This is a genomic window from Dermatophilaceae bacterium Soc4.6, assembly GCA_039889245.1.
In the GTDB taxonomy this organism is placed as follows: domain Bacteria; phylum Actinomycetota; class Actinomycetes; order Actinomycetales; family Dermatophilaceae; genus Lapillicoccus.
On sequence record JAZGVH010000002.1, the window covers coordinates 1,970,987 to 1,994,549 of the forward strand.

Genomic DNA, 23,563 nt, shown 5'->3' on the forward strand with positions numbered 1-23,563 from the left:
CGACCTCACCCTCCCCCCGCGGACCGTCAGCGAGTGCCTGCGCCAGCGAGCTTCAGGACCTGCGCGGCGTTGTCCTTGGTGACGAAGCCCGGACCGGTCAGGACGGGGTGGCCGCCACCGACGGTGTTCAGGTTGGACTTGTAGAGAGTCAGCATCACGATCGGGAGGTAGCCCTGCACGAACTGCTGCTGGTCGACCGCGAAGAGCACGTCACCGGCGATGATGGCGTTGGTCACGTCCGCGTTCAGGTCGAAGGTCGCCAGCTTGACGCCGGTGCCCTTGACCGCCGGGATCGCCGCCGCACCGATGACCGGGCCAAGGGTCAGGACGCCGTTGATCGTCGTGTCCGCGGCCAGCTTGGCCTTGATCGTCGCCTGAGCCCCGGCCGGGTCGTTGATGTTGACCTGCAGGTTGGTGACCGTGCCACCGAGACCCTGCTTGAACCCGGCGCACCGCTGCTCCAGACCGATGTTGCCGGCCTCGTGGATGACGCACAGCGCGCTGGTCACCCCAGCTGCCTTCATCCTCTCACCGGCGCCCTCGCCGGCGATGGTCTCGTCCTGGCCCACGTGCGCCACTGCGCCGAACTCGGCCGACTTGTCCTGGCCCGAGTTGATCGTGATGACCGGGATGCCAGCAACCACGGCCTTCCCAATCGAGGCCTTGAGCGCATCCGGGTTGGCCATCGACACCACTAGCCCGTCGACCTTCTGCTGCACCGCGGCGTCGATGAGCTGTGACTGCTTCGCCGGGTCGCCGTCGCTCTGGTAGTCGACGGTGACGCCCTCGTCCTCGCCGGCCTTCAGCGCGCCCTTCTTGACCACGTCCCAGAAGGTGTCGCCGGAACCGCCGTGGGTGACGACCGCGAACTTGTAGCCGTACTTACCGGCTCCGCCGCCGGACCCGGCAGCGGCGATGGAGCTGCTGCCTGACCCCTTGCCGTCGGAGGTCGACGAGGTGCAGGCGGCGAGAGCGAGCGGAACCGCTAGGACAGCGGTGAGGACCTTGAGCCTCCGCGTAGATGGGCGCATCGTTGAGCCTTTCATCGGTGGGTGGGTGAACCGTGTCTGCGCTGGCCACATCGCTGGGCCATGACCCGGATGGTCACCGCATCGCTCGCCGGCAGCAGAGGGCAAACTCAATGCAACCAGCCTGAGGCCGCCACCCGAAGGTGAAGGCGAGCATCACAGGACGCAGTGCTCGATGTCAACGGTTTCCGCTGTCTTTCAACGGATTACAGCGATGAACCTGAGCCACGGCCTCGTCTTGCCAAGTTGGTGGCGCCGATCTCTTGCGCGATCACACGGCGCTGTGCGAATCTTGCTGGACTGTTCCAGCAGACAACGGAGCCAACTGGTGACATTCCTCGATCGCGTCGCGTCCGCGCCCATCTCGTGGGGCATCTGCGAGGTCCCCGACTGGGGACACATGCTGCCCACCGACAGGGTGCTGTCCGAGATGAAGGAGCTAGGGCTGTCCGCGACGGAGTACGGAGCCCCCGGATTCCTCCCCACCGACGCGGCCGGCATCCGTGAGGTGCTCGGCAGCCACGAGATGTCCCTGATCGGGGGCTTCACCCCACTGGTGCTGCACGATCCCGCCCGCCGCGAAGAGGCTCTCGCCCGCGCCCGGGCGGTCACTGGCCTGTTCAGCGCGGCCGGGGCCACGACCTTTGTCTGCTGCCCCGTCATGGACGACGACTGGTCGGTCCCGCGCCCGCTCGACCGGGACGAGCACGCCCACCTGGTGCGGATGCTCGGCGAGGTGGACGCCATCTGCGCGGACGCCGGCCTGCGCCAGGTGCTGCACCCGCACGTCCAGACGGTGGTCGAGACCTCCGACGACGTCGAACGGGTCCTGCACAGCTGCGATGTCGCCTGGTGCCTGGACACGGGCCACCTGGCGATCGGCGGGACGGACCCGGTGGAGTTCGCGCGCTACGCCGCCGAGCGAGTGGGTCATGTGCACTTGAAGGACGTCCGGATGGACCTCGTACCAGCCCTGCTCGATCGCTCGTCGTCGATCATGGAAGGCGTGCAGGCAGGGCTGTTCCCGTCTCTCGGGGAGGGCGACCTGGCGTTGGCCGACGTCGTCATGACCCTCGAACGCGCGGGCTACCAGGGCTGGTACGTCATCGAGCAGGACACCGCCCTCACCGGGGCCCTCCCGGCGGAGGGGGAGGGGCCGCTCACCCAGGTCCGCGACTCCATGCGCTACCTGCGTGAGGTCGTCGCGCCCCTGGTGGAGCAGGATGCCTGACGACCGGCCGCTGGACCTTCTCGCCCTGGGGCGCATCAGCGTCGACCTGTACGCCCAGGAGGCAGGGGCGTCCTTCCTCGAGCCGCAGACCTTCGTCAAGTCCGTCGGCGGGAGCCCGAGCAACGTCGCCGTCGCCGCCGCCCGCCTCGGCTTGCGGTCGGCGATCGTGACGGCGGTGGGCGCGGATCCGCTCGGGGAGTACGCGGTCTCCAGGCTCGAGGCGCTCGGCGTCGACACGCGCTACGTCGCCGTCCGGGACGACGGGCGGACCCCGGTGGTCCTGGTCGCATTGGACGATCCCGCTGACCCCACGATCACGTTCCTGCGCAACCCTGACGCTCCCGACACCACGATCGAGCCCGACACCGTCGACGCGCACACCGTGGCCACCTGTCAGGTGCTGTGGACGAGCGGCGCCTCGCTGTCGGCCGGCTCGACGGCGAGAACCGCCATGCTCTGGCTGCAGCACCGCGCACGTCGCTCGCACTCCGTCCTCGACCTCGATCTGCGGCCGAGCCTGTGGGCCGATCCTTCCGAGGCGACCGCCGCCGCAGCGAGCGCGATCGAGCTCTCGAGCGTGGTGATCGGCAACCGTGCGGAGTGCGCGATGGCGCTGGGGGCCAGTGACCCTGACGACGCGGCCGATGCGCTGCTGCGACGAGGGGTGTCGTTGGCCGTCGTGAAGATGGGAGCGGACGGCGTGCTGCTCGCCTCCGCCGACGAGCGCGTCGTCGTCGCGCCGATCCCCGTCACGGTGCGCTGCGGTTCCGGAGCGGGCGACGCGTTCGGTGGTGCGCTCGCCCTGGGCCTGGTCCAGGGGTGGACGCTCTCGCGGATCGGGGAGGTCGCGAACGCTGCCGGCGCTCTGGTGACCTCGCGGCTCACCTGCGCTGACGCGATGCCGACGCTGCCGGAGCTCGAGACCTTCCTGGCGGGCCGGGGCGCATCCGTCGAGCCGGGTCTCAGCCGTGGCTGAGCGGCAGAAGGTGCTGAGCGACAGCGACTTCGACGCTCTCACCGAGGTGCGGGTGCGTGAGCCGGGTCGCCTTCGCACGGCGCTCGCCCAGCGTCGGCGCAGACCGCTGGTCGGCGCGGACGGTCAGATGCTCCTGCTCGCTGCCGACCACACGTCGCGGGGAAAGCTGTCGATCGGGTCGGATCCCATGGCCGCCGCCGACCGGCGCTCCCTCCTGGACCGGATCCTGACGGGTCTGGCCGACTCCAGGGTCGACGGTGTGCTGGGCAGCGCCGACGTCCTGGAGGAGCTCGCCCTCCTGGGGGCTCTCGACGGACGACTGGCCGTCGGCACCATGAACCGCGGTGGCATCGTCGGCGCGCGCTGGGAGCTCGACGACCGGCTCACCGCCTACGACGCCGAGCACGTGGTGTCCATGGGCCTGGACGGGGGCAAGATGCTGCTGCGGATCGAGCCCACCGACCCGCAGGTGCCACGCACCCTCGAGACCGTGGCGCGGCTGACGACCGCACTGGCGGACTCCGCCACCATGGCGTTGATCGAGCCGCTGCCCTACCGCACGCGTCCCGACGGGGGGGTGGAGCTGGACCCCTCCGAGGACGCGCTGGTCCGCATGGTGGCCATCGCCAGCGGCCTGGGCTCCTCGTCGTCGCACACGTGGTTGAAGCTGCCCGCCACGGCCGACCCCCGGCGGGTGGCTGCCGCGAGCAGCTGCCCGGTGCTTCTGCTGGGCGGAGACGTCGGCCGCGAGCACGAGAAGGTCTTCCGGGCTTGGGAGCGCGCACTGCAGCTACCGACCATCCGGGGACTGGTCCCCGGGCGCGCCCTGCTCTACCCCGAGGTCCTCAGCGTCGCGGACGCCGTTGCGCGCGCCGCCAGCCTCGTCCACCCCACTACGACCCCGCTGACTCAGGAGAACCGTTCATGACCAACCTCCACCGCGCCGGCACCCTGTCGACAGCCGACAGCCTGGCGACCGTGACACCCGAACGAGCTGGATGGGCCTACAGCGGGCTGGAGGTCTTCGACCTCGCTGCGGGCCCGGCGGTTCGCGTGCTCGACGGCATCGAGGGGGTCCTGGTGCCGCTGTCTGCGCGCGACCTGCGGGTCGACGTCGACGGGGTGACCCATACCCTGCGCGGTCGGGAAGGCGTCTTCCAGGCCGTCACCGACTGGATCTACCTGCCCCTCGGCTCCGCGGTGGAGGTCACTGCAGTGGACGGCGAGGTGGCACTGTGCACGGCCCGGGCGACCGAGCGGTTCCCGGTGTGCGTCACCAGGGCCGAGGACGTGCCGGTGGAGGTCCGCGGCGCGGGGCGCGCCTCGCGCCAGGTCACCAACATCGCCACACCGGACTCCTTCACCGGTGCCGACAGGATCAACGTCTGCGAGGTGATCACCCCGGGGGGCAACGTCTCGTCGTGGCCCCCGCACCGACACGACGGCATCGGGGACTGCGCCCCGACGAACGAGGAGATCTACTACTTCCGGATGGGCCGCCTCGACGCACCGCACGGTCACCCACACGGGCAGGGCCTGTTCCGCGTCTACACGGTCGACGGGTCGTCGGACGAGACGGTGACGGTGCTCGATGGTGATGTGTACCTGGTTCCGGCCGGCTACCACGGACCATCGACCGCCCAGCCGGAGTACCCGATGTACTTCCTCAACGTCCTCGCGGGCCCGGGTGCAGAGCGGACCATGGCGTTCTGCGACGATCCCGACCACCACTGGATCCGTGAGGCCTGGACCACCCAGGGCCAGGACCCCCGGCTCCCGATGACCTCGGCCTCCGGCCGGGTGGTCCGATGAGGCGACGCATCGGCATCGCCGTGCTGGGCCTGGGCTGGATGGGCCAGGCCCACTCCCGCTCGGCGCGGCGCATCCCGGGCCACTTCCCGCAGCGGTCGTTCGACCCGGTGCTCGTCGTGTGCGCCGACCCGCTGGTGGAGCGTCGCACCCAGGCCGTCGACGACTTCGGCTTCCAACGAGCGACCGCCGACTGGCGCGAGGCCGTCACCTCACCCGACGTGGACGCGGTCTGGGTCACAGCACCCAACATGCTGCACCTGCCGATGATCGAGGCCGCCACCGCCGCGGGCAAGGCGGTCTTCAGCGAGAAGCCGATCGGTGGCAAGCCCGAGCACGCCGTCACGGCTCTGGGCCACGCCAGGGCAGCCGACGTCGCGACCGGGGTCGGCTACTGCTACCTGTGGTCGCCGCTCGTCCTGCACGCTCGCGAGCTCATCGCCAGCGGTGCCCTCGGCGAGATCACCCACTACCGCGGGCGCTTCCTGTCGATGTACGGCAGCGACCCGCTCGGCCTGCTGACCTGGCGGTTCTTCCTCGACCAAGCCGGGTACGGCGTCACGAGCGACATCCTCAGCCACTCGGTCGCCCTCGCCCAGTTCCTCGTCGGCCCCATCACCGAGGTCGTCGGCATGGCGAACACCACCATCACCCACCGCCCGCTCGCGACGGGCAATGCCAGCCACTACGGCCGGGGCGACCCCGGGGACCCGACGGGCGAGGTCGAGAACGAGGACTTCGCCTCGATGCTGTGTCGCTTCGAGGCCGGCGCTACCGGGACCTTCGAGGCCAGCCGCACGGTGGTGGGTCCCGAGAGCCAGAACGCGTTCGAGGTCTATGGGACCAAGGGCTCACTGAGCTGGAACCACGAGCGGATCAACGAGCTCCAGTACTACGCGGTCACCGACTCACCCAACTCCGGCTACACCACGATCTTCGGAGGCGAGCGGTTCCCCTTCCACGGAGCCTTCGTCCCCGGGCAGGCCAACAGCATCGGCTTCGAGGACCTCGTCACCATCCAGGACTTCGCCTTCCTGGAGGCGCTGTGCACCGGCGAGCGGTTCACTCCGGGGTTCGCGGAGGCCGTCGACGTCGTCAGCGTGCAGCAAGCCCTCATCGACTCGTGGGAGTCGCGCGGCTGGCAGAGTGTGCGGGACCTGAAGGAGACGCTGCGATGAGCACCGTCCACATCACCACCGCCGAGGCCCTGGTGCGCTACCTCGTCGCTCAGCGGACCGTGGTCGACGGCCGTGAGGTGCCGCTCTTCCCCGGCGTCTTCGCGATCTTCGGCCACGGCAACGTGACCAGCCTGGGGCACTCGCTGCACCAGCATCGCGACGAGATCCCGGTCTGGCGCGGGCAGAGCGAGGAGGGCATGGGCCTGGCGGCGGTGGCCTTCGGGAAAGCCACCCGCCGCCGTCAGGTCATGGTCGCGACCAGCTCCATCGGTCCCGGCGCGACGAACATGGTCACGGCAGCCGGAGTCGCCATGTCCAACCGCATTCCCGTGCTGTTCATCTCGGGCGACGCCTTCACCTCGCGTCTGCCTGACCCCGTGCTTCAGCAGGTCGAGCACTTCGGGGACCCGACGACGACCGTCAACGACAGCTTCCGGTCCGTCGTGCGCTACTGGGACCGCATCACCCATCCCGCTCAGCTGCTCGCCTCGCTCCCGCAGGTGACCCGCACCCTGCTGGACCCCGCCGACTGCGGACCCGTCTTCCTCGGGCTGCCCCAGGACGTCGCGGCGACCGCATACGACTACCCGGCCAGGTTCTTCGAGCCGGTCGTGCAGCGCGTGCCTCGGCCGCGAGCGGACCGCGAGGAGCTCGAGCGGGCCGCCTCCGCGCTGCGCAGCGCCCAGCGTCCGGTGCTCATCGCGGGCGGCGGGGTCCACTACTCCCTCGCCGAGGTCGAGCTCGCCGACTTCGCGCTGCGGCACGGCATCCCGGTCGTCGAGACCGTCGCCGGCAAGTCGTCGCTCGTGGCCGATCACCCGCGGTACACCGGGCCGGTGGGCGTGACCGGCGCGCCTCAGCCCAACGAGGCGTGTCGATCAGCCGACGTCGTGCTTGCCGTCGGCACTCGGCTCAACGACTTCGTCACCGGGTCGTGGACCCTGTTCGACGACCAGGCTCAGATCGTGGCGGTGAACACGGCGCGCTACGACACGACCAAGCACCGGTCGACACCGGTGGTCGGCGATGCGAGAGAGAGCCTCGCCGAGCTCTCCGCGCTGCTCGGCGACTGGTCGGCTCCGCAGGAGTGGACCGCCTACGGGACCGAGCTGCGTGGGCGGCTCGCGGGCTTCGTCGCCGAACGGGTCGCGGACGACGGCGCGATGCCGCTGAGCTATGCGCAGGTGGTCGGCGCGCTGCACCGGACGGCCACCGAGGAGGACTACGTGATGACGGCGGCCGGTGGGCTGCCGGGCGAGCTCAACGTCAACTGGCTGAGCAAGTCCACCGCGAGCTTCGACTGCGAGTACGGCTTCTCCTGCATGGGCTACGAGACGTCCGGTGCCTGGGGGGCGGCCTTCGCGCGCACCCACGGTGAGGTCCTGTGCCTCGTCGGGGACGGCTCCTACCTGATGCTCAACAGCGAGATCTACTCCTCGGTCCTCTCGGGGAAGAAGTTCATCCTGGTCGTCTGCGACAACGCAGGCTTCGCGGTCATCGAACGGCTCCAGACGAACCAGGGCGGCGCCTCGTACAACAACATGCTGCGCGACTCACGCGGACCGCACAGCGACGTCCGCGTCGACTTCGTCGCCCACGCCAGGTCCCTGGGCGCGCACGCGGCGCGGGCGTCCTCCATCGCCGAGCTGGAGGCCGCCCTCCAGCGGGCACGCACCCACGACCGGACGAGTGTCGTGGTCGTCGACGTGCGGGAGTCCGACTGGACCGAGAGCGGCCTGTTCTGGCAGGTCGGAGTGCCCGAGGTCAGCGAGCTCGACACGGTGGCCGCGGCCAGGGCCGTCCACGAGACGGGGACGGCATCCCAGCGCCGGGGCGTGTGACGTCGACCGGGACCAGCGGCGCGGCGGGAGGCACCCGGCAGACGGCCCCGACGGCGCACCCCACGATTCGCGACGTGGCGGCCCGCGCCGGTGTCTCCAAGTCGTTGGTGTCCCTCGCGCTCCAGAACGCGCCCCGTGTCGCGCCCGCGACACGCGACGCGATCCTGTCGGCCGCCGAGGAGCTCGGCTACCGGCGCAACGCCGCGGCGCACGCTCTGGTGGCGCACCGCACGCGGACCATCGGGGTCTTTGTCCTGGACCTGCACAACCCCATCAGCGCCGACCTGCTCGACGCGGTGCAGGCCGAGGCGCGACGGCGGGACTACCGCACGATCGTCGTCGTCGGGGGTGAGGACGCGACGGCCGAGCGGGCCGAGCTCGAGAAGCTGCTCGAGTTCCGGGTCGAGGGAATCATCGCGGTGGGGCACCGGCTGCCCGACGGGGCGTCGCAGGCGATCACGAGCAACTGCCCCGCGGTGATCATCGGCAGCGAGCAGCTCGGCATCCCCCACCTCGCGTCCATGCTCAACGACGACGTCCTCGGTGCCCGTCTCGCCGTGGACCACCTCGTCGCGCTGGGTCACGAGCGAATCGCCTACGTGGACGGCGGCCCGAGCGGCGTCGCCCGAGACCGACGTCGCGGGTACCGCGCCGCGATGCGGCGACACGGACTGGGCGATCACCTCGCCGTGGTCAAGGGGTCGTTCACGGACGACGGCGGCTATCGCGGGGCCTCGCTGGCCCTCGACGCTCCCATCCCCCCCACCGCCCTCTTCGTCGTCAACGACCTCGCGGCGATGGGCGCCATGGCGGCGGTGGCCGACCGCGGCCTGACGGTGCCTGAGGACGTGTCGATCGTCGGCTACGACGGCACCCGACTGGCCGGGATGCGGCCCCTGGCGCTGACCACCGTCGCCCAGCCCCTGCAGGAGCTCGGGACCGCGGCGGCTGCGCTGTTGTGCGGTCAGCTCGACGGAGAACCGTCCGGGGGACCGTCCACACGGCTCGCCCCAGCCCTCGTCGCCCGACGGACGACCGCGCCACCGAGGTCGCAGGGCAGCGCCGACCCGACGGCGGGATCGGGCAGCGCCCGACCTCGACGCGGCCGCCGCCCACCACCGGACCAGCCCTCCACTGCCACGTCTCGACGAGTGAAGGAGTAGTCGCATGCCCCTCACGTCCCTGCCCACCCCGCGCACCGCGGACTCGGCCGACGCCCCGCCCCTGCGCTGGGGGATCCTGGGCACGGGGTGGATCGCCGACATGTTCGTCACCTCGCTGCGACGGCATACGCGCCAGGTCGTCCACGCCGTGGGTTCACGCAGCACTCAGTCCGCGCGTCGGGCGGCCACGGCGTGGGGGGCGCCGGCGGCCTACGGGACCTACGAGGCGCTGGTGGCCGACCCGGCCGTCGACGTCGTCTACGTGGCGACACCGCACAACTACCACTTGCCGCACGCCCTGCTCGCCATCGAGGCCGGTAAGCACGTGCTCGTCGAGAAGCCCGTCGGGCTCGACGCGGTCGAGGCACGCGTCATAGGGGAGGCAGCCGCGGGCGCCGGCGTGTTCTGCATGGAGGCCATGTGGAGCCTGTTCCTGCCGAAGTTCGACGTCGTGCGCCAGGTCCTCGACGACGGGGTCCTCGGCCGCGTCGTGGCGGTGCACGCCGACATGGGTGAACGCTTCGACGAGCCGCACCGCATCCTGCGCCCGGACCTGGCGGGGGGGCCGCTCCTCGACCTCGGCACGTACGCCGCCACCTTCGCGACGTGGACCTTGGGCGCTCCCGACGCGGTCACCGCAGTCGCGACGCCGGCACCCAACGGCATCAACGGACAGCTGGCCATCGCCTGGAGCACGCCGTCCGGTGGAACCGCCTCCCTGCACACGACGATCCTCGCAGACACTGCGACGACGGCCAGCGTCATCGGCACCGAGGGCCGGATCGACCTGGGCACCCGGTTCTACCTACCGGGCCCGATGACGCTGCACCAGCGCCGGGGAACGTCCCTTCCGTGGGCCGAACCGATGGTGGAGCACGAGGCCCTGCACTTCGAGGCCGCCGAGGTCGCTCGGCGGGTCGTCGCGGGCGAGACCGGGTCGCCGCTTCGACCATGGGCCGACACGGTGCAGACCCTCGAGGTGATGGACCAGGTCAGGGCGGCGACCGGGCTCGACTTCGAGCGGGCCCGCGCCACCCGCGAAGCAGCGGGGTGACCCGATGCACAACGCAGCTTCCTGGCCCCCAACGTGATCGTGAAGATGCTCGCCACCTCGGTGGGGCTGCATGCCATCGAGGAGGCCACCTACCGAGGTGTCTCCATCAACGTGACGGTGTCCTTCTCGGTGTCGCAGGCGGTCGCGGCGGGCGAGGCGATCAAGCGCGGCGCGGACTCGCGATGCACCATTTCCTCACCGCGGACGAGGAGCTGGACCAGATCGTCCGGGACGTCCTGCTGCCTCAGCCATGATCGCCACGGCTCGGCTCGGCGCCACCGCCACAGGGTCACGTACGGCCACACCGTGGCCACACCGACGCGAGAGGGATGAGATGACGATGCACGGCTATCTACGCGCCGAGGAGTGCCGCCTGACGGACCTGGTGCACCTGCTGGAGATCGGCGCGTCCGACCGCCTGCAGGCCTACCCCAACGCCGACCGCAGCGAGCACGGGGTGCTGGTCTACGAGGCACGAACGGTGCGCGCAGCGACCGACCACGAACGGCTCCGGGAGCTGCGGGCAGAGGTCGCTCAGGCCCTGTCCGACGGCCCGGGCATCGTGGTGTTCGCCGGCGCCTTCGAGCACGGCGTCCTCGACCCGGTCACCGCCGCCTTCGACCAGATCATCGCCACTGAAAAGGTGGGCGGAGGTGGTGGTGGGGACCACTTCGCCGCACCGGGTGCCAACGACCGGGTCTGGAACGCCTTGGAGAAGCTGGCCCTGGTTGACCCTGAGGCCTTCGTTGACTACTACGCCAACGACATCTTGGCGCTGGCGTCCGCGGCCTGGCTCGGTCCCGGGTACCAGGTGACCAGCCAGGTCAACGTGGTCAACCCGGGCGGTCGGAGCCAGACGGTGCACCGCGACTACCACCTCGGCTTCCAGAGCCCGAAGGTCTCGCAGGAGTTCCCCGCACGCGTCCACGCACTCTCACCCGCGCTCACCCTGCAGGGTGCGGTCGCGCACTGCGACATGCCGGTGGAGTCCGGCCCGACCCTCTACCTCCCGCACTCACAGAAGTACTCGCACGGATACCTCGCGTACTGGCTGCCCGAGTTCCAAGACTACTTCCACGACCATCACGTCCAGCTCCCGCTGGCCAAGGGTGACGCCGTGTTCTTCAACCCGGCGCTGTTGCACGCCGCAGGCGCGAACCACACCACCCACGTGCGCCGGATGGCCAATCTGCTGCAAGTGTCCTCCGCCTTCGGGCGGGCAATGGAGACCGTCGACCGGCAGCTCGTGGTCGAGGCGGTGTACCCGGTGCTGCTCGCTGGCAAGGGCGGCCGGCTGTCGGCCGCGCAGGTCGCGGCGGTCGTCGCAGCCACCGCCGAGGGCTACGCCTTCCCCACCAACCTGGACCGCGACCCGCCGCTCGACGGCATGTCACCGCTCACCCAGGCCGACCTGGTCCACCGGGCGCTCGGTGAGTCCGCACCGCCGGAGACGTTGCACGCGCGACTGGACGAGCACTCCGCCCGCCGCCGCACCCGTTGACCACACCGAGTCGACGAGACCCCCACTCTGCGAGGAAGGCACGACCCATGCGCATCGGACTGATCGGACTGGGCCGCATCGGCGCCGTCCACGCCAGCACGCTCGGCGACCTCGCGAGGGTGCACGAGCTCGTGGTCACCGATCCGGTAGACGCGGCCGTCGACGCCGTCGTGCGACGGATCCCGAAGGCCCGGGCAGCCCCCTCGCCGCAGGCCCTGCTCGACGCTGACCTCGACGGCGTGGTCGTCGCGGCGGCGACCGACGCCCACGCTGAGCTGGTGCTCGCGTGCGTGGAGAGGGGGCTCCCGACGTTCTGCGAGAAGCCGATTGCGGGCACGGCGACTGAGGCGGTGGCCGTCCGTGACACCCTCGCCGGTTCCCGGGTCCCGGTGCAGGTCGGCTACCCCCGACGGTTTGACCCGGCGTTCGTCGCCGCCCGAGACGCGGTCCGCGACGGCAGGCTCGGTCGACTGCACACGGTGCGATCGACCACGCTGGACCCCTCGCCGCCGCCGGCCTCGTACCTTGCCGTGTCCGGTGGCATCTTCCGTGACTGCGCCGTGCACGACTTCGACGCGATCCGCTGGGTGACCGGGCAGGAGGTCATCGAGGTCTACGCGGTCGGGGCCATCGACCCGGGACCCGACGCAGCGATGTACAGCGACCACGGCGACCTGACCACCGCCACCGCCGTCCTGACGATGGCGGACGGCACGATCGGGGTCGTGTCCAACACCCGTACCAACGCTCGCGGCTACGACGTCCGGCTCGAGGTGCACGGCACGCACGACAGCGTGGCCGCCGGGTACGACGACGGCCTCCCGGTGCGCTCCACGCAGCCAGGCGTGACCTGGCCTGCCGGGCCGCCGCACACGTTCTTCATGGACCGGCTGGCCGAGGCCTTCCGCGCTGAGCTCAGCGCCTTCTGCGCCGTGGCCGCCGGAGAGCGTCCTTCCCCCTGCACGGTGAAGGACGCCATGAGCAGGGCCTGGGTGGCCGAAGCCGCGGCGTTGTCGGTGCGTGAGCACCGTCCCGTGCGGATCGACGAAGTATCCCGTTAGCCTCCACCGGTGCAGCACCCGAGGACACCCTGGTCCGACCGGTGACGACCCGACCCGGAAGGGCTTCGAACCCCTAACCTTCGGATGCGTAGGGGCCAGGTCCGCAACGCAATCGCGAAGGTCCCCGAGCGTGTGGGGGCGCCCACGATCGACCCCGAGGGCGACGCCCGCGCCAACGGCGACGACGTCGAGATTACCGGCAGCCTCGACCTGAGGTACTGGCCTGGCGGGATGTGCGTCATCATCCACCGCGGGCGCCTCCGACACCCGGCGAGGTCGGGCCGTCGGTGATCGTCGGACACGTCGACTCGGCAGCGGCCGGCCCCTCAGTGTTCTACCACCTGTCCGAGCTGCGACCGGGGGACCGTGTCGAGGTGACCCGGGTGGACCACACCGTCGCCGTGTTCGCCGTCGACAGCGTGGAAACGTACGCCAAGGCGCAGTTCCCCACTCTGCAGGTCTACGGGAACATCGACCACGCCGGCCTGCGGCTGATCACCTGCGGTGGCCCCTACATCGCGGACAAGGGCCACTACCAGGACAACATCGTCGCCTACGCCCACCTCGTCAGCAGCCAGCCGGTCTGACTCGATACTCGCGTACGGAAAGCCCATGAGAGCCCGCCCCCCGACCCGATTTGCGCTCCTCGCACTGCCCCTACTTCTCGCCGGCTGCGGGACCAAAGCCAGCGCCACCCACACCAGCGAGGCCGTGGCCGCCACCACGACGGCCACGACGACTACGACGGGCACTGGGGCGACCCCGTCGTCAGCCGGCCCGCAGCTGGCCGACGGTATGAGCATGGCGCCGGGGGGGACGATGGCTGACCGCGTCGCCAGCCAGCCCCCACCGACGGCCAGCATGGTCTGCGGCGAGGAAATACAAGGCAGCATCGAGACCCTCCTCGCCCTCCCCGGCCGGCCAGCGGGCACGAGCACCTGGGGTGACGGTCTGTTCACCTGCACCTACACCCTCCCCCAGGGGCGGCTAGTGCTGTCCGTCCAGCAGTCAGCCGACCCGGCGGCAGCCATGACGTACTTCGCTACCCTCCGCAACCGCACTCGGAATGCTGCGGCCCTCACCGGTCTGACCGCCCTAGGCCTGCCGGCGTTCCAAAGCGACAGCGGCATCGTCTCCTTCGTCAAGGACAACCTCACCCTCAAGGTCGACGCGACAGCCCTGACGGCAACAGTCGGGCCCCAGCGAACCTCCCGCGGCGAATTCGCCTACACGGTCGCCACGGATGTGCTCGCCTGCTGGCAGGAGTGAGCCCGGTTACCTGTGGTCCATGCCAAACGTCGCAAGTGCCTGGCCACGGTGCCCGAGCGGTGCACGTATCAGGGCGTCACCGTGCCGGAACGTGCCGCGACCGAGGTCCCTGGACGGCCGGCGGCTGCCCATCCCCCTCCGAACGACGGGCGAGGCCGCCAGCGCCACGCGTTGGGTCCTCGAGGTCCCGGGGGCACTGCTGCCCACGGCCCGCACCTCCACCCCCTACGAGGTGGGGACGTCACGTCGCGCGTTAGCCTCGATGGATGAGCGACATCAACTTCTACTTCGACCCGGTCTGCCCCTTCGCGTGGATGACCAGCAAGTGGGTCCGCCAGGTCATGCAACAGCGCGACTACAGCGTGGACTGGCGCTTCATCTCCTTGCGCCTGATCAACGCCGAGGTGGACTACGACGCGCAGTTCCCGCCCGAGTACGAAGCGGGGCACACCGCCGGGCTGAGGCTGCTGCGGGTCGCCGCCGCGGCCCGGGCCGAGTTCGGGCCGGCGGCGGTCGGCCGGTTGTATGAGGCGTTCGGGGCGCACATCTTCGAGACACCCCCGGCAGGGGCTGATGACCTGGCTGCGAGGGAGCGCCGCGGCACGGCCGCGTTCGTTCAGCCCATCCTGGCCGAGGCTGGCCTCCCCGACCGGTTGGCCGAGGCGCTGGACGACGTCAGCTACGACACGGTGATCCGCTCCGAGACCGACGAGGCGCTGACCTTGACCGGTCGGGACGTCGGCACCCCGATCATTCACTTCCAGCCCCCCACGGGGGTGGCGTTCTTCGGCCCGGTCATCAGCCGCCTCCCCGACGAGGCCGACGCTGCCGCCTTGTGGGACCACGTCGTGGGCCTGGCCTCTTTCCCCGGCTTCGCCGAGCTGAAACGCAGCCTGCGCGAACAGCCCCAGCTGGCCGCATTCGGCGTCACCGACGGCTCCGTCGGCGTCGAGGAAGACTGGCACGGCGGCAGCCGCCGACTCAAGAAGTAGCACCACGCAGCGCCGTGCGCATCCGCTGGAAGCAGCATGGTTGGGCGCGCCGCACCTGCCTGACCGGCCCCAACCAACGTTCCGGTATGACGGTCCGCGTCGAGAGTGCCCGGGAGTGCCCCGGAATCTTCTTTCGGACCGGGAAGGGCCAGCATCCGAGGGACCTCAGTCCGGTCAGTCGGAGGGTCAGGCACGAGCACACGGCGGTCAGGTCGAGACCATGAGCTCGAGGAGGCGGCTATGGCCGCCGAGGACGACGTCGACCCAGAGGGCGGTGTCCTTGATGTGGAGCGGGACCCGTCGTCCGTGGCGGGCCAGGGCGAGCGCTACCGCCGCATCGCACGCCACCGAGGGAAGAAGAAAGCCATCGTCGCGGTCGGCCGGTCCAGCCTGTTCATCATCTGGCACCTCCCTGACCGAGGCAGCCGTCGCCCGACCCCAGCCCGGCTCCGCTCCGCCGGCAAGCCGTCGCCTCCCTACTCACAATCCATTTTCGAACGAGGTGCGACCGCTCGGTCAGCTAGCGGATCCGCCCGCCGCGCGGTCCCGAGCCTTCCCACCGTGGCACAAATGTCCTTATAGGCCCCGAAAGGGTATGCGAAAGTCGTTGTAGCACAGACCAATCCGGCTCGCCGGGTGCACCGGGGTCGTTAAACTTGGCGTGCCCCGTGAGGCAAGGGGCTCTTCACAACAAGGGAGTTGCAATGAAGGACGCGACGCGGCGAGGGTTCCTCGCCATCAGCGGAGCAGGGGTGGCCGCAGCAGCGGTGGCCCCCAGCGCCATGGCAGCCGGACGACCGGCCGCCGACAGCAAGCAGGAGCAGGCCGCGGCATCCGGAGCGATGCTGGCCTACGTGCACGACGCCTCCAAGGGTGAGGTCACCCTGATGAAGGGCGAGAACGAGATCGTGGTCCGCGACGCCGCCCTGGTGCGCGCCCTGGCCAAGCACGCCGCGAAGATGGGGAAGTGACGCCATGAGCAGCCACCGCGAAGCACCGGAGATCTCCAAGGACCCGGTCGCCGACAACACCGACGTCTACGCGTTCGTCTCCCCCGACAAGCCCGACACCGTCACCCTCATCGCCAACTTCATCCCGCTCCAGGCGCCGAGCGGCGGCCCGAACTTCTACGAGTTCGGCGACGACGTCACCTACAAGATCCACATCTGCAACAGCGGCGACGGCATCCCCGACATCTCCTACGCCTTCAACTTCAACACCACGATCCGCAACCCGAAGACGTTCCTCTACAACACCGGCCCGATCAACTCGATCGACGACCCGAACTTCAACCGCCCGCAGAGCTACGTCGTGCGTCGCTACACGCGTGACGGCAGCGGCGGCGAGGTGCTCGGTCGCAACCTGTCCGTGCCCCCGTGCAACGTCGGCGTCCGCAGCACCCCGAACTACGCCAAGCTCGGCCAGCAGGCCGTGCACGGCATCAAGGGCGGTCGCACGGTCTTCGCCGGGCAGCGCTCGGACGCCTTCTTCGTCGACACCGGCTCGATCTTCGACCTCGGCGCCCTGCGCCCCTTCCAGAACCTCCACCTGATCCCCTCCGCCGCCGCGGCCGGTGTCAACGGGTTGCAGGGCTTCAACGTGCACACCGTCGCGATCCAGGTGCCGATCTCGGACCTCACCCGCGACGGCAGCGTGCCCACCGACGTCATGGACGCCAAGTCCACCATCGGGGTATGGGCCGCCGCGTACCGCCGCAAGTCCTCGGTGTGGGACGAGGAGACCGGCACACGCGACGACCACGGTGGCTGGGTCCAGGTCTCACGCCTGGCCAACCCGCTGTTCAACGAGGTCATTGTCCCCATGGCCGAGAAAGACCGGTGGAACAGCCAGGCCCCGGTCGCGGACGGGCAGTACGCCGAGTACGTGACCGCGCCCGAGCTCGGGGGCCTGCTGCCCGTGCTCTACCCGGGGGTCTTCCCGAACCTCGCGGCCTACAAGAAGCCCCGCGCAGACCTGGCGGCGATCCTGCTGACCGGTATCCCCACGGGCGTCGTCCCCGGCTTCCAGAACTTCACCGGCACGGTGAAGGCCGACATGCTGCGCCTCAACGTCGCGGTCAAGCCGACGGCCAAGCCCAACAACCTCGGGCTCGTCGCCGGTGACGCAGCCGGCTTCCCCAACGGGCGCCGGATCGCCGACGACGTCGTCACCATCGAGCTGCGGGCCATCGCCGGCCTGACGATCCCGCTGGTCGACCCGTCGTTCACCCCGGACGGCGCCACCTCGGCGATCAAGGACGGCACGACCAACACCAACCTCCGCACGCTGAACGTGTTCCCCTACCTCGGGCACCCCGCCAGCGGCTCGGAGTCACTCCCGGGCACACCCAAGCCCTGACCCCGAATGGGTGGGGCGGCGGGGCGGCAGCGCTGCCCCGCCGCCCCACCCGTTTCGGCTCTTGCGCGGCCGCGCCAAGCACGTGCGTCGTGACGAGAGCGCCCTGGAGAGGCCCATCTGGCCGCCTGCTCTCGTCTTGTGTGGACCCTCCGGCACGGGCAGGACGTTCCTGCCGGAGGCCTAGGGTCAGCACGCCGTCGAGCAGGGGTGAAGGTCGCCTGATTCACCCGCCAGGACCTCAGGATCCTTCGGTGAAGGCACCGCGGATGGGGGACATCCCCTGGCCACTACTGACACCTTTCTTGACCGTCACCGGGCAAGTTGCACGGACCGCGCTGGGGTAGAGCTCAATGGCCTTGACACGCGTCGTCCACGAAGCCGTGGGGGGCTTGATCCCAACGCTTCCTTACGGCCTGGCCAGTCCGCGCGTCAACCGTCGGGGCCGGTCGGTCAGGGGTCGATGACGGACCACGGATGCTGGCCGTCGCTGCGGCGGGCCATAAGCCGCTTCACCGAACTGCCGTGGCGACCTCAGTCAGTGCTGTCCAAGATCAGTTGGGCGGCTTCGGTTGATGCGTCCCACTGCGGGAAGTGACCGCACCGCTCGAACCAGTGCAGCACGGCGTCGGGAAACAGCTCCGTGGCACGGGCCGCCTGTCTCGGCACGGTCACCAGGTCACGGCGCCCCCAACCGATCGTGATGCGGCCGGGGACCGTACCTGCTGGGGCGCCCTGCTGCTTGGGCCCTTTGGTCAGGGCGTCCATCGCGGCGCCAGTTGCCGGGGCATCGGCCAGCCCGGCCACGTCCGGCAGCACGATCTCGCGCGAGACCGCCCAAGGTCGCGCCGACAACTGAGCCAACAGCACAGTTCTCCCCGCGGCGCTGCCGAGCAGTGAGGGCAACCTGCCGCGCAGCGCTCGGACCAACATGATCGAGGGCCGCAAGGTGGCACCGAAGACGACCAGCTCGCGGTCGCTCCAGAAACCGCCGGGGTCCAAGGCCACGGTGTCGCCGCCGACTCCCCGACGCGCGAGCTCGAGCACGATTCGCCCGCCCATCGACTGGCCGACAGTCGACACCCCGTCCAGCCCCTGTTCGCGGATGAAGTCCGCGACGGAGTCGGTCAGGGTCGCGATGGAGACCTCGCCTGCCGAAGGTGGCGTCTCGCCGAACCCAGGGAGGTCGACGGCGATGACCTCACGCCGCTCCGCCAGCTGCTCGAGAATCGGCGACCACGACCGCCAGCCTGCGCCCAGGCCGTGCACAAGCAACAGCGGCCTGCCGCGACCGCGTCGGACATGATTCAACGTCACACCGAGACGCTACCTCACGCATATCTCGGTCTGTTTGGCGCGCACCAGGCCACGAGTGTCGAGACCGCCGTCAGCGCAGGCAGATGACGCGCGGGCGTGTACGCAGCCCACCTCTCCGGCCGAGCGAAGCGGCTCTGGGCCGCCACCCCAAGCCGCTGCCACGTCATATTCACGAGGTGCTCATTCCAGCCGCGTGGGCGGCGATCTCTGAGGTCGTCAGGACGTCCTCGGAATGCTCGCGGCGGTCGCCGCGGTTGCCTCGCGTATGACCCTCACCCCGACGCAGACCCCACCCGCGCTGTCGCTGCCGCTCACCGGCGGGGGGAGCACCGATGACCTGGCGCTGGGCAGTGGCGCCGACGGACGCTTCTCGCTGGTGGTGTTCTTCCGCGGGCTGCACTGCCCCGTGTGCCGCAAGCAGCTCGCTGAACTCGATCGAGGTCTCGGCGACCTGCGTGAGGCCGGAGTGGGCCGGGTTCTCGCGGTCAGCATGGAGACACCCGACCGCAGCGCCCAGTTGGTGCAGGAGTGGCACCTGGGTGACTTGCCGGTAGCCCATAGCCTCAGCGAGGTGTCCACGCGCGAGTGGGGCCTGTTCGTCTCCACTTCGATCAAGGACGGCGAGGCGCCGGTGTTCAACGAGCCTGGCATGTTCGTCCTCGACGCAGACGGGACCCTGTACTGGAGCAACGTGTCCTCGATGCCGTTCGGCCGCCCGGCCCTCCACGACGTGATCGCCGGCCTGCAGTTCGCGCACAAGGCGCACTACCCCGCGCGAGGAGCTGCCTGAGACCGCACGCTCACGCAGCGCAGGGGGACCCCCCTCTGATGGCTTGCCGTCCTGACGGACCTCGAGATCCTCACCGTGAAGGACGACGTGGTCGGCGATACGCCTCCGGTCCTCACTCCTGGGCAACCCCGATCACTGAGCAGACTGTGGGCTCGACCGGGTTGGACCGGCGTCGACCTCGGTGACCTCGGTGACCTCGGTGACATCAGCCCCAGGGCGGGCTCGCCATCGACCGCTTCGACACCGCCGCGGCCGGCAGGATCTCCTACGGGCGCGGCAGCATACGGTCACGCCCGGCACCACCAAGAGCGACCTCGACCCGTCGCTGCCCACCGTGGCCACCGACCCGGCCCTGTGTGGCGCGCTGACCTCCGCTCCGACCGGTGGCCTGGCCACCGGCCCGGGCGGCGCCGCCGGCACCAACGGCGCGCTTACCGCGCTCGGTGGCACGGCCCTGCTCGGTGCGGCGGGCACCGGCGTCGTCGCGGCTCGTCGTCGCCGCGTCGCGGCCTGAGCCCACTGATGGCCGACGTGAGTCGGCTCGGTGGCCGCCGCAGCAGCATCGCTGCCACGGCGGCCACCGTCGTCCTCCCCGTGTGGGCGTGGTGGCGCTCGTCCTCGGTCTGCGGGGCCACGAAGGCCCGCCAGCCTCCCCTGTCGGTCGCCACGGCGACGTCGACCCTGAGCGACAAGGGCTAGGAGGAGACGACCTGTGAGCGGTAGCGCTCGATGATGTTCATGAACTTGTCGGTCTCCGCGGCGGGAACGCCGAGGTAGAAGAGGGTGGACTTGATCTCCATGTAGACGGCATCGAACCCGTCCTGGTCGATGCTGAGGTGCTCGTGCGCGACGGTCATGTCGTGACCGATGTAGCACGAGGGGCCCCCGGTAGCCTCGATGGACCATGCGGTGACGAGGAATTTGTAGCCCGCGGCGTTCGCGCTGTTGCCGTGGTGTTCGTGGACCTGCGCGTTGGCGTTCACCCGGACGTTCTTGAAGAGCCTGTCGACCAGGATGTCGACGGCACCGGCGATGCCGTAGCAGCCGCCGAGACGCTCGTAGAGCGTGGCGTCGTCCGGGTGCACCTGGGCGGCGGTCGACGGGTCGGCCGCGGGAGCGAGCCGGCGGGTGTCGGGAACGTCGAGGGTCATGATGGGTGGTCCTTTCGTGGGTGAGTGAAGACTTCGTGCGGCTGACACGGCAGGCGCGTCAGGGTGATGAGGTTGCTGGAGGCGGGCGGTCCGGCACACACGGTCCTACCCGGCCGGCCCGAGGAGAGTCCTGCGACTGCCGAGCCGAGGTTCGTGACCAACCCCGTGGTACCACCGCCGACGGCGTAGAAGCAGGCACAGGCGGCGAACCCGACCCAGACCACCAGTGGTGTCTTCCAGTCACCGACCTGCGTCAGGACGCCGAACGCGAACCAGGTAAACAGACCGGCGAGTATGCCGATCGAGATGCCCACTGCCACTAGGCGCTTCATCTGTTCTCCTTTGAACAGGTCCACCTGGGCGCGGCCGGGGTAAAGGACGTGAAACACCCGGCCGCGGATGCGGTCGAGCGAGGTCGGTGTCACAGAGACCACCGGATTGGCGCCCCCCTCCTGGGGCCGGCTGGACGCGGACGTTCTCAGGTGGCGAGGAAGCTCACCAGTGCCTCGTTGAACTGCGCCACGTGGCTGACGTTGCAGCCGTGCGGCGCTCCCGCGAGCACGACGAGCTCAGACTGGCGTATCGCAGCGTGGGTGCGGGCGCCGGAGCCGTCGAACGGCACGACCCCGTCTCCGTCACCGTGGATGACCAGGGTGGGCACGGTGACCTTGGCCAGGTCGTCGCGGAAGTCGGTCGTCGCGAACGCCTGCATGCACCCCAAGGCGGCGCGCTGGTCGGACTGCTGACACAGGACGATCGCGTCCTGACGCTGCTGCTCGCTCACCTTCAGCTCATCCCCGACGGAATAGAACTGCGTCGTGAACTGGTCGAAGAAGGTGTCGCGGTCGTTCTCCAGGCCGCTCTTCATCTGCCCCGCGGTCTCGTCATCGAGCGGGCCGTCCGGGTTGTCGTCGGTCTTGGCCAGGTAGGGCGGGACCGCCGCGGCGAACACCACACTGCGGACGCGCTCCTCGCCGTAGGTGGCGACGTACCGGGCGACTTCCCCGCCTCCCATGGAGAAGCCCACCAGGGTCACATCGGTCAGCTCGAGCTCGTTCAACAGGCTGTTCAGGTCGGCGGCGAGGGTGTCGTAGTCGAAGCCGCCATGCGGCTTGTCGCTGGCTCCGAAGCCGCGCCGGTCGTAGGCCACCGTGCGGTAGCCAGCAGCCTGAAGCACGCCGACCTGCTCGGACCAGGACGCGCCCGACAACGGCCACCCGTGGATGAGCACCACCGGACGCCCGGATCCGCCACTGTCCTCGACGTGCACCTTGGTCGTGCTCAGCAGACCCGAGTGGGCCGTCACCTCAGTCATGACACTCCTTCGTATCAACTCGACGCCCCCCTCAGGACCCTGATGGACCCCGTTGCCGTCTACGAGAAAGGGTGCGCCTGAATCTGGCGCGGGTGGTCTGGCCAGGTCGACAAAAGGCTTAGCATTTGCGACATGCGGATTGGGCTGCTCATCGTCGACGGTGTCGGTGACTCAGGGCTGGCTCTGATGCGTGACGTCTTCGCCGTGGCCAACCTGCTCGCCGAGCAGATCGACCAGCAGGTCGACCGCTTCGTGGTGACCTTGCACGCCCCCAAGGACGAGATCCGCACCGCCTACGGGCTCACGGTCGACGCGCAGCCGATGACGGCGGCACTCGACGACCCACCCGACGTCCTCATTGCCCCCTCGCTCGGGTTGCTCACCAGTGAGCAGATCCTCACCGCGGTCGAAGCCGACAGCGTCGTCGCCACGCTGCGGGCGGCGCACCAGGGAGGCGCCAACACAGCCGGCGCGTGCAGCGCCACGTTCTTCCTGGCCGAAGCAGGCATCCTGGATGGCCGCGACGCGACCACGAGCTGGTGGCTGGCACCCACCTTCCGGGCCCGGTATCCCCGCGTCCGGCTGGACGAGTCACAAACCCTCGTCGTCAGCAGTGGCGTCACCACCGCAGGCGCCGCCGTTGCCCACCTCGACCTCGCCTTGTCTCTGGTGCGTCAGGCCAGCCCCGCCCTCAGTGCCGCCGCCGCCGACTACCTCGCCGTCGGAGAGCGACCCCGCCAAAGCAGCGTCATGCGTCCCGCCCTCCTCCCGGTCACCGACCCGGTGCTGTCCGCATTCGACCGAGCGGTCCGTCACGGAGTCGCCGGCCCCCTTGAGGTCGCCCAGCTGGCCCGACAGCTGGGCGTGAGCCAACGCACGCTGCAACGTCTCACCGCGACCGTGCTCGGCATGACCCCCGTGCGCTACATCCAACAGGTACGCCTCGAACGCGCCACCACACTGCTACGCACCACCGACCTGAGCATTGCCTCAGTGGCCCACGCCGTCGGCTACCAGGACGCCACCACCCTCGGCACCCTCCTCAGGCGCCGTCGCGGCACTACCCCGGGGCAGCTTCGCCGAGGACGGGACACCCTCCTGTCCTCGGATCACAGCCCGACGCTGTCCGTGCAACAGGATTGATGGGACAGCCGGCCCCACCAGTCAGGAGCCGCGGTCGACCCGATCCCGCAGCTGGGGGCGCTCGGCGCCGATCGTCACCCCCAAGACCATCAGCGGCCCGCGTGCGACGACGGTCCGAGGCGCCGGGGTCACCCGGTGTGAGCGGAGCCTGCCGGGTCTGGGGCGGATGGCCGAGATGCTCGGGGCCCCGCGGATCGTGGCTGACCCACACGACGCAGGTGAGGTCGTCTCCCGTAAGACCGTCGCGAAAGCTGATGCGTCCGAATGAGATCCGCGGGATCAGCCCCGGGTGGGCCCGTTCCCACGCATCGGTTCAACCCGCACCCACCTCACGCGCGTCGGGCGGCCCGCCGGGGTCGCCGCTCTGTGACGACCAACGGCGCTGAAGC

Annotated in this window: 26 protein-coding genes; 20 read left to right on the forward strand and 6 right to left on the reverse strand. The window is 70.0% G+C overall.

Translation table 11 applies throughout. The features are described from left to right. Positions 1-26: 26 nt before the first annotated feature. Complete coding sequence (locus V3N99_09070) at positions 27-1,031, reverse strand: sugar ABC transporter substrate-binding protein (GenBank protein ID MEO3936895.1); 1,005 nt, start codon at positions 1,029-1,031, stop codon at positions 27-29. 325 nt (positions 1,032-1,356) lie between these two features. On the opposite strand from V3N99_09070, the gene V3N99_09075 reads away from it, so the two are divergent. The 14 genes from V3N99_09075 (at position 1,357) to V3N99_09140 (ending at position 15,103) form a co-directional block, all read left to right on the forward strand. Continuing rightward, positions 1,357-2,259, forward strand: coding sequence for a TIM barrel protein (locus V3N99_09075; GenBank protein ID MEO3936896.1), 903 nt, complete (start codon positions 1,357-1,359; stop codon positions 2,257-2,259). Continuing rightward, on the forward strand, positions 2,252-3,235 hold the full coding sequence (gene iolC / locus V3N99_09080; protein ID MEO3936897.1) for a 5-dehydro-2-deoxygluconokinase: 984 nt from the start codon (positions 2,252-2,254) through the stop codon (positions 3,233-3,235). The genes V3N99_09075 and iolC overlap by 8 nt, the downstream gene beginning before the upstream one ends. Continuing rightward, positions 3,228-4,163, forward strand: a complete 936-nt coding sequence (locus V3N99_09085) for a deoxyribose-phosphate aldolase (GenBank protein MEO3936898.1) — start codon at positions 3,228-3,230, stop codon at positions 4,161-4,163. The genes iolC and V3N99_09085 overlap by 8 nt, the downstream gene beginning before the upstream one ends. Beyond that, positions 4,160-5,047, forward strand: coding sequence for a 5-deoxy-glucuronate isomerase (iolB, locus tag V3N99_09090; protein ID MEO3936899.1), 888 nt, complete (start codon positions 4,160-4,162; stop codon positions 5,045-5,047). Before V3N99_09085 ends, iolB begins: the two co-directional genes overlap by 4 nt. Beyond that, the gene (locus tag V3N99_09095; GenBank protein ID MEO3936900.1) at positions 5,044-6,222 is read left to right on the forward strand and encodes a Gfo/Idh/MocA family oxidoreductase; all 1,179 of its coding nucleotides are present in this window, start codon (positions 5,044-5,046) and stop codon (positions 6,220-6,222) included. Before iolB ends, V3N99_09095 begins: the two co-directional genes overlap by 4 nt. Then, a complete protein-coding gene (iolD, locus tag V3N99_09100; GenBank protein ID MEO3936901.1) occupies positions 6,219-8,063 on the forward strand; it encodes a 3D-(3,5/4)-trihydroxycyclohexane-1,2-dione acylhydrolase (decyclizing) in 1,845 nt (614 codons plus the stop codon). The genes V3N99_09095 and iolD overlap by 4 nt, the downstream gene beginning before the upstream one ends. A 74-nt stretch (positions 8,064-8,137) precedes the next feature. Further along, complete coding sequence (locus V3N99_09105) at positions 8,138-9,226, forward strand: LacI family DNA-binding transcriptional regulator (protein MEO3936902.1); 1,089 nt, start codon at positions 8,138-8,140, stop codon at positions 9,224-9,226. 4 nt (positions 9,227-9,230) lie between these two features. After that, the gene (locus tag V3N99_09110; GenBank protein MEO3936903.1) at positions 9,231-10,280 is read left to right on the forward strand and encodes a Gfo/Idh/MocA family oxidoreductase; all 1,050 of its coding nucleotides are present in this window, start codon (positions 9,231-9,233) and stop codon (positions 10,278-10,280) included. Positions 10,281-10,319: 39 nt separating this feature from the next. Then, positions 10,320-10,613 (forward strand): transaldolase family protein, encoded by a 294-nt coding sequence (locus V3N99_09115; GenBank protein MEO3936904.1) that lies wholly within the window; start codon positions 10,320-10,322, stop codon positions 10,611-10,613. 1 nt (position 10,614) lies between these two features. Continuing rightward, a complete protein-coding gene (locus V3N99_09120) occupies positions 10,615-11,781 on the forward strand; it encodes a phytanoyl-CoA dioxygenase family protein (protein ID MEO3936905.1) in 1,167 nt (388 codons plus the stop codon). Between the two features lie 47 nt (positions 11,782-11,828). Next, entirely contained in the window at positions 11,829-12,842 is a 1,014-nt protein-coding gene (locus V3N99_09125) for a Gfo/Idh/MocA family oxidoreductase (protein ID MEO3936906.1), read from the forward strand. Positions 12,843-13,075: 233 nt separating this feature from the next. Continuing rightward, positions 13,076-13,429, forward strand: coding sequence for a sortase (locus V3N99_09130; GenBank protein ID MEO3936907.1), 354 nt, complete (start codon positions 13,076-13,078; stop codon positions 13,427-13,429). A gap of 25 nt (positions 13,430-13,454) precedes the next feature. Beyond that, positions 13,455-14,111, forward strand: coding sequence for a hypothetical protein (locus V3N99_09135; GenBank protein ID MEO3936908.1), 657 nt, complete (start codon positions 13,455-13,457; stop codon positions 14,109-14,111). Between the two features lie 266 nt (positions 14,112-14,377). Further along, positions 14,378-15,103 (forward strand): hypothetical protein, encoded by a 726-nt coding sequence (locus tag V3N99_09140; GenBank protein ID MEO3936909.1) that lies wholly within the window; start codon positions 14,378-14,380, stop codon positions 15,101-15,103. A 207-nt stretch (positions 15,104-15,310) separates the two neighbouring features. On the opposite strand, the gene V3N99_09145 is transcribed toward V3N99_09140, so the two are convergent. Continuing rightward, complete coding sequence (locus V3N99_09145; GenBank protein MEO3936910.1) at positions 15,311-15,451, reverse strand: hypothetical protein; 141 nt, start codon at positions 15,449-15,451, stop codon at positions 15,311-15,313. 356 nt (positions 15,452-15,807) lie between these two features. On the opposite strand from V3N99_09145, the gene V3N99_09150 reads away from it, so the two are divergent. Continuing rightward, complete coding sequence (locus tag V3N99_09150; protein ID MEO3936911.1) at positions 15,808-16,074, forward strand: hypothetical protein; 267 nt, start codon at positions 15,808-15,810, stop codon at positions 16,072-16,074. 4 nt (positions 16,075-16,078) lie between these two features. Continuing rightward, on the forward strand, positions 16,079-17,461 hold the full coding sequence (locus V3N99_09155; GenBank protein ID MEO3936912.1) for a DUF4331 domain-containing protein: 1,383 nt from the start codon (positions 16,079-16,081) through the stop codon (positions 17,459-17,461). A gap of 531 nt (positions 17,462-17,992) precedes the next feature. Here V3N99_09155 and V3N99_09160 read toward each other — a convergent pair. Beyond that, positions 17,993-18,775: an alpha/beta fold hydrolase gene (locus V3N99_09160; protein MEO3936913.1), complete on the reverse strand. Its 783-nt coding sequence runs from the start codon at positions 18,773-18,775 to the stop codon at positions 17,993-17,995. Between the two features lie 265 nt (positions 18,776-19,040). Between V3N99_09160 and V3N99_09165 the strand changes: the two genes are divergently transcribed. The 3 genes from V3N99_09165 (at position 19,041) to V3N99_09175 (ending at position 20,264) form a co-directional block, all read left to right on the forward strand. After that, complete coding sequence (locus tag V3N99_09165) at positions 19,041-19,565, forward strand: redoxin domain-containing protein (GenBank protein MEO3936914.1); 525 nt, start codon at positions 19,041-19,043, stop codon at positions 19,563-19,565. A gap of 334 nt (positions 19,566-19,899) precedes the next feature. Then, positions 19,900-20,079 (forward strand): hypothetical protein, encoded by a 180-nt coding sequence (locus V3N99_09170; protein MEO3936915.1) that lies wholly within the window; start codon positions 19,900-19,902, stop codon positions 20,077-20,079. An 8-nt stretch (positions 20,080-20,087) separates the two neighbouring features. Next, positions 20,088-20,264, forward strand: coding sequence for a hypothetical protein (locus tag V3N99_09175; GenBank protein MEO3936916.1), 177 nt, complete (start codon positions 20,088-20,090; stop codon positions 20,262-20,264). Here V3N99_09175 and V3N99_09180 read toward each other — a convergent pair. Genes V3N99_09180 through V3N99_09190 form a run of 3 tightly spaced genes read right to left on the reverse strand, consistent with a single transcriptional unit; the run spans position 20,261 to position 22,031 of the window. Further along, positions 20,261-20,716, reverse strand: coding sequence for a group 1 truncated hemoglobin (locus V3N99_09180; protein ID MEO3936917.1), 456 nt, complete (start codon positions 20,714-20,716; stop codon positions 20,261-20,263). The genes V3N99_09175 and V3N99_09180 overlap by 4 nt on opposite strands. Further along, a complete protein-coding gene (locus V3N99_09185) occupies positions 20,713-21,141 on the reverse strand; it encodes a DUF1097 domain-containing protein (protein ID MEO3936918.1) in 429 nt (142 codons plus the stop codon). The genes V3N99_09180 and V3N99_09185 overlap by 4 nt, the downstream gene beginning before the upstream one ends. Before the next feature lie 53 nt (positions 21,142-21,194). Then, complete coding sequence (locus V3N99_09190; GenBank protein MEO3936919.1) at positions 21,195-22,031, reverse strand: alpha/beta hydrolase; 837 nt, start codon at positions 22,029-22,031, stop codon at positions 21,195-21,197. A 132-nt stretch (positions 22,032-22,163) separates the two neighbouring features. Between V3N99_09190 and V3N99_09195 the strand changes: the two genes are divergently transcribed. After that, positions 22,164-23,174, forward strand: coding sequence for a helix-turn-helix domain-containing protein (locus tag V3N99_09195; protein ID MEO3936920.1), 1,011 nt, complete (start codon positions 22,164-22,166; stop codon positions 23,172-23,174). Positions 23,175-23,563 lie beyond the last annotated feature (389 nt).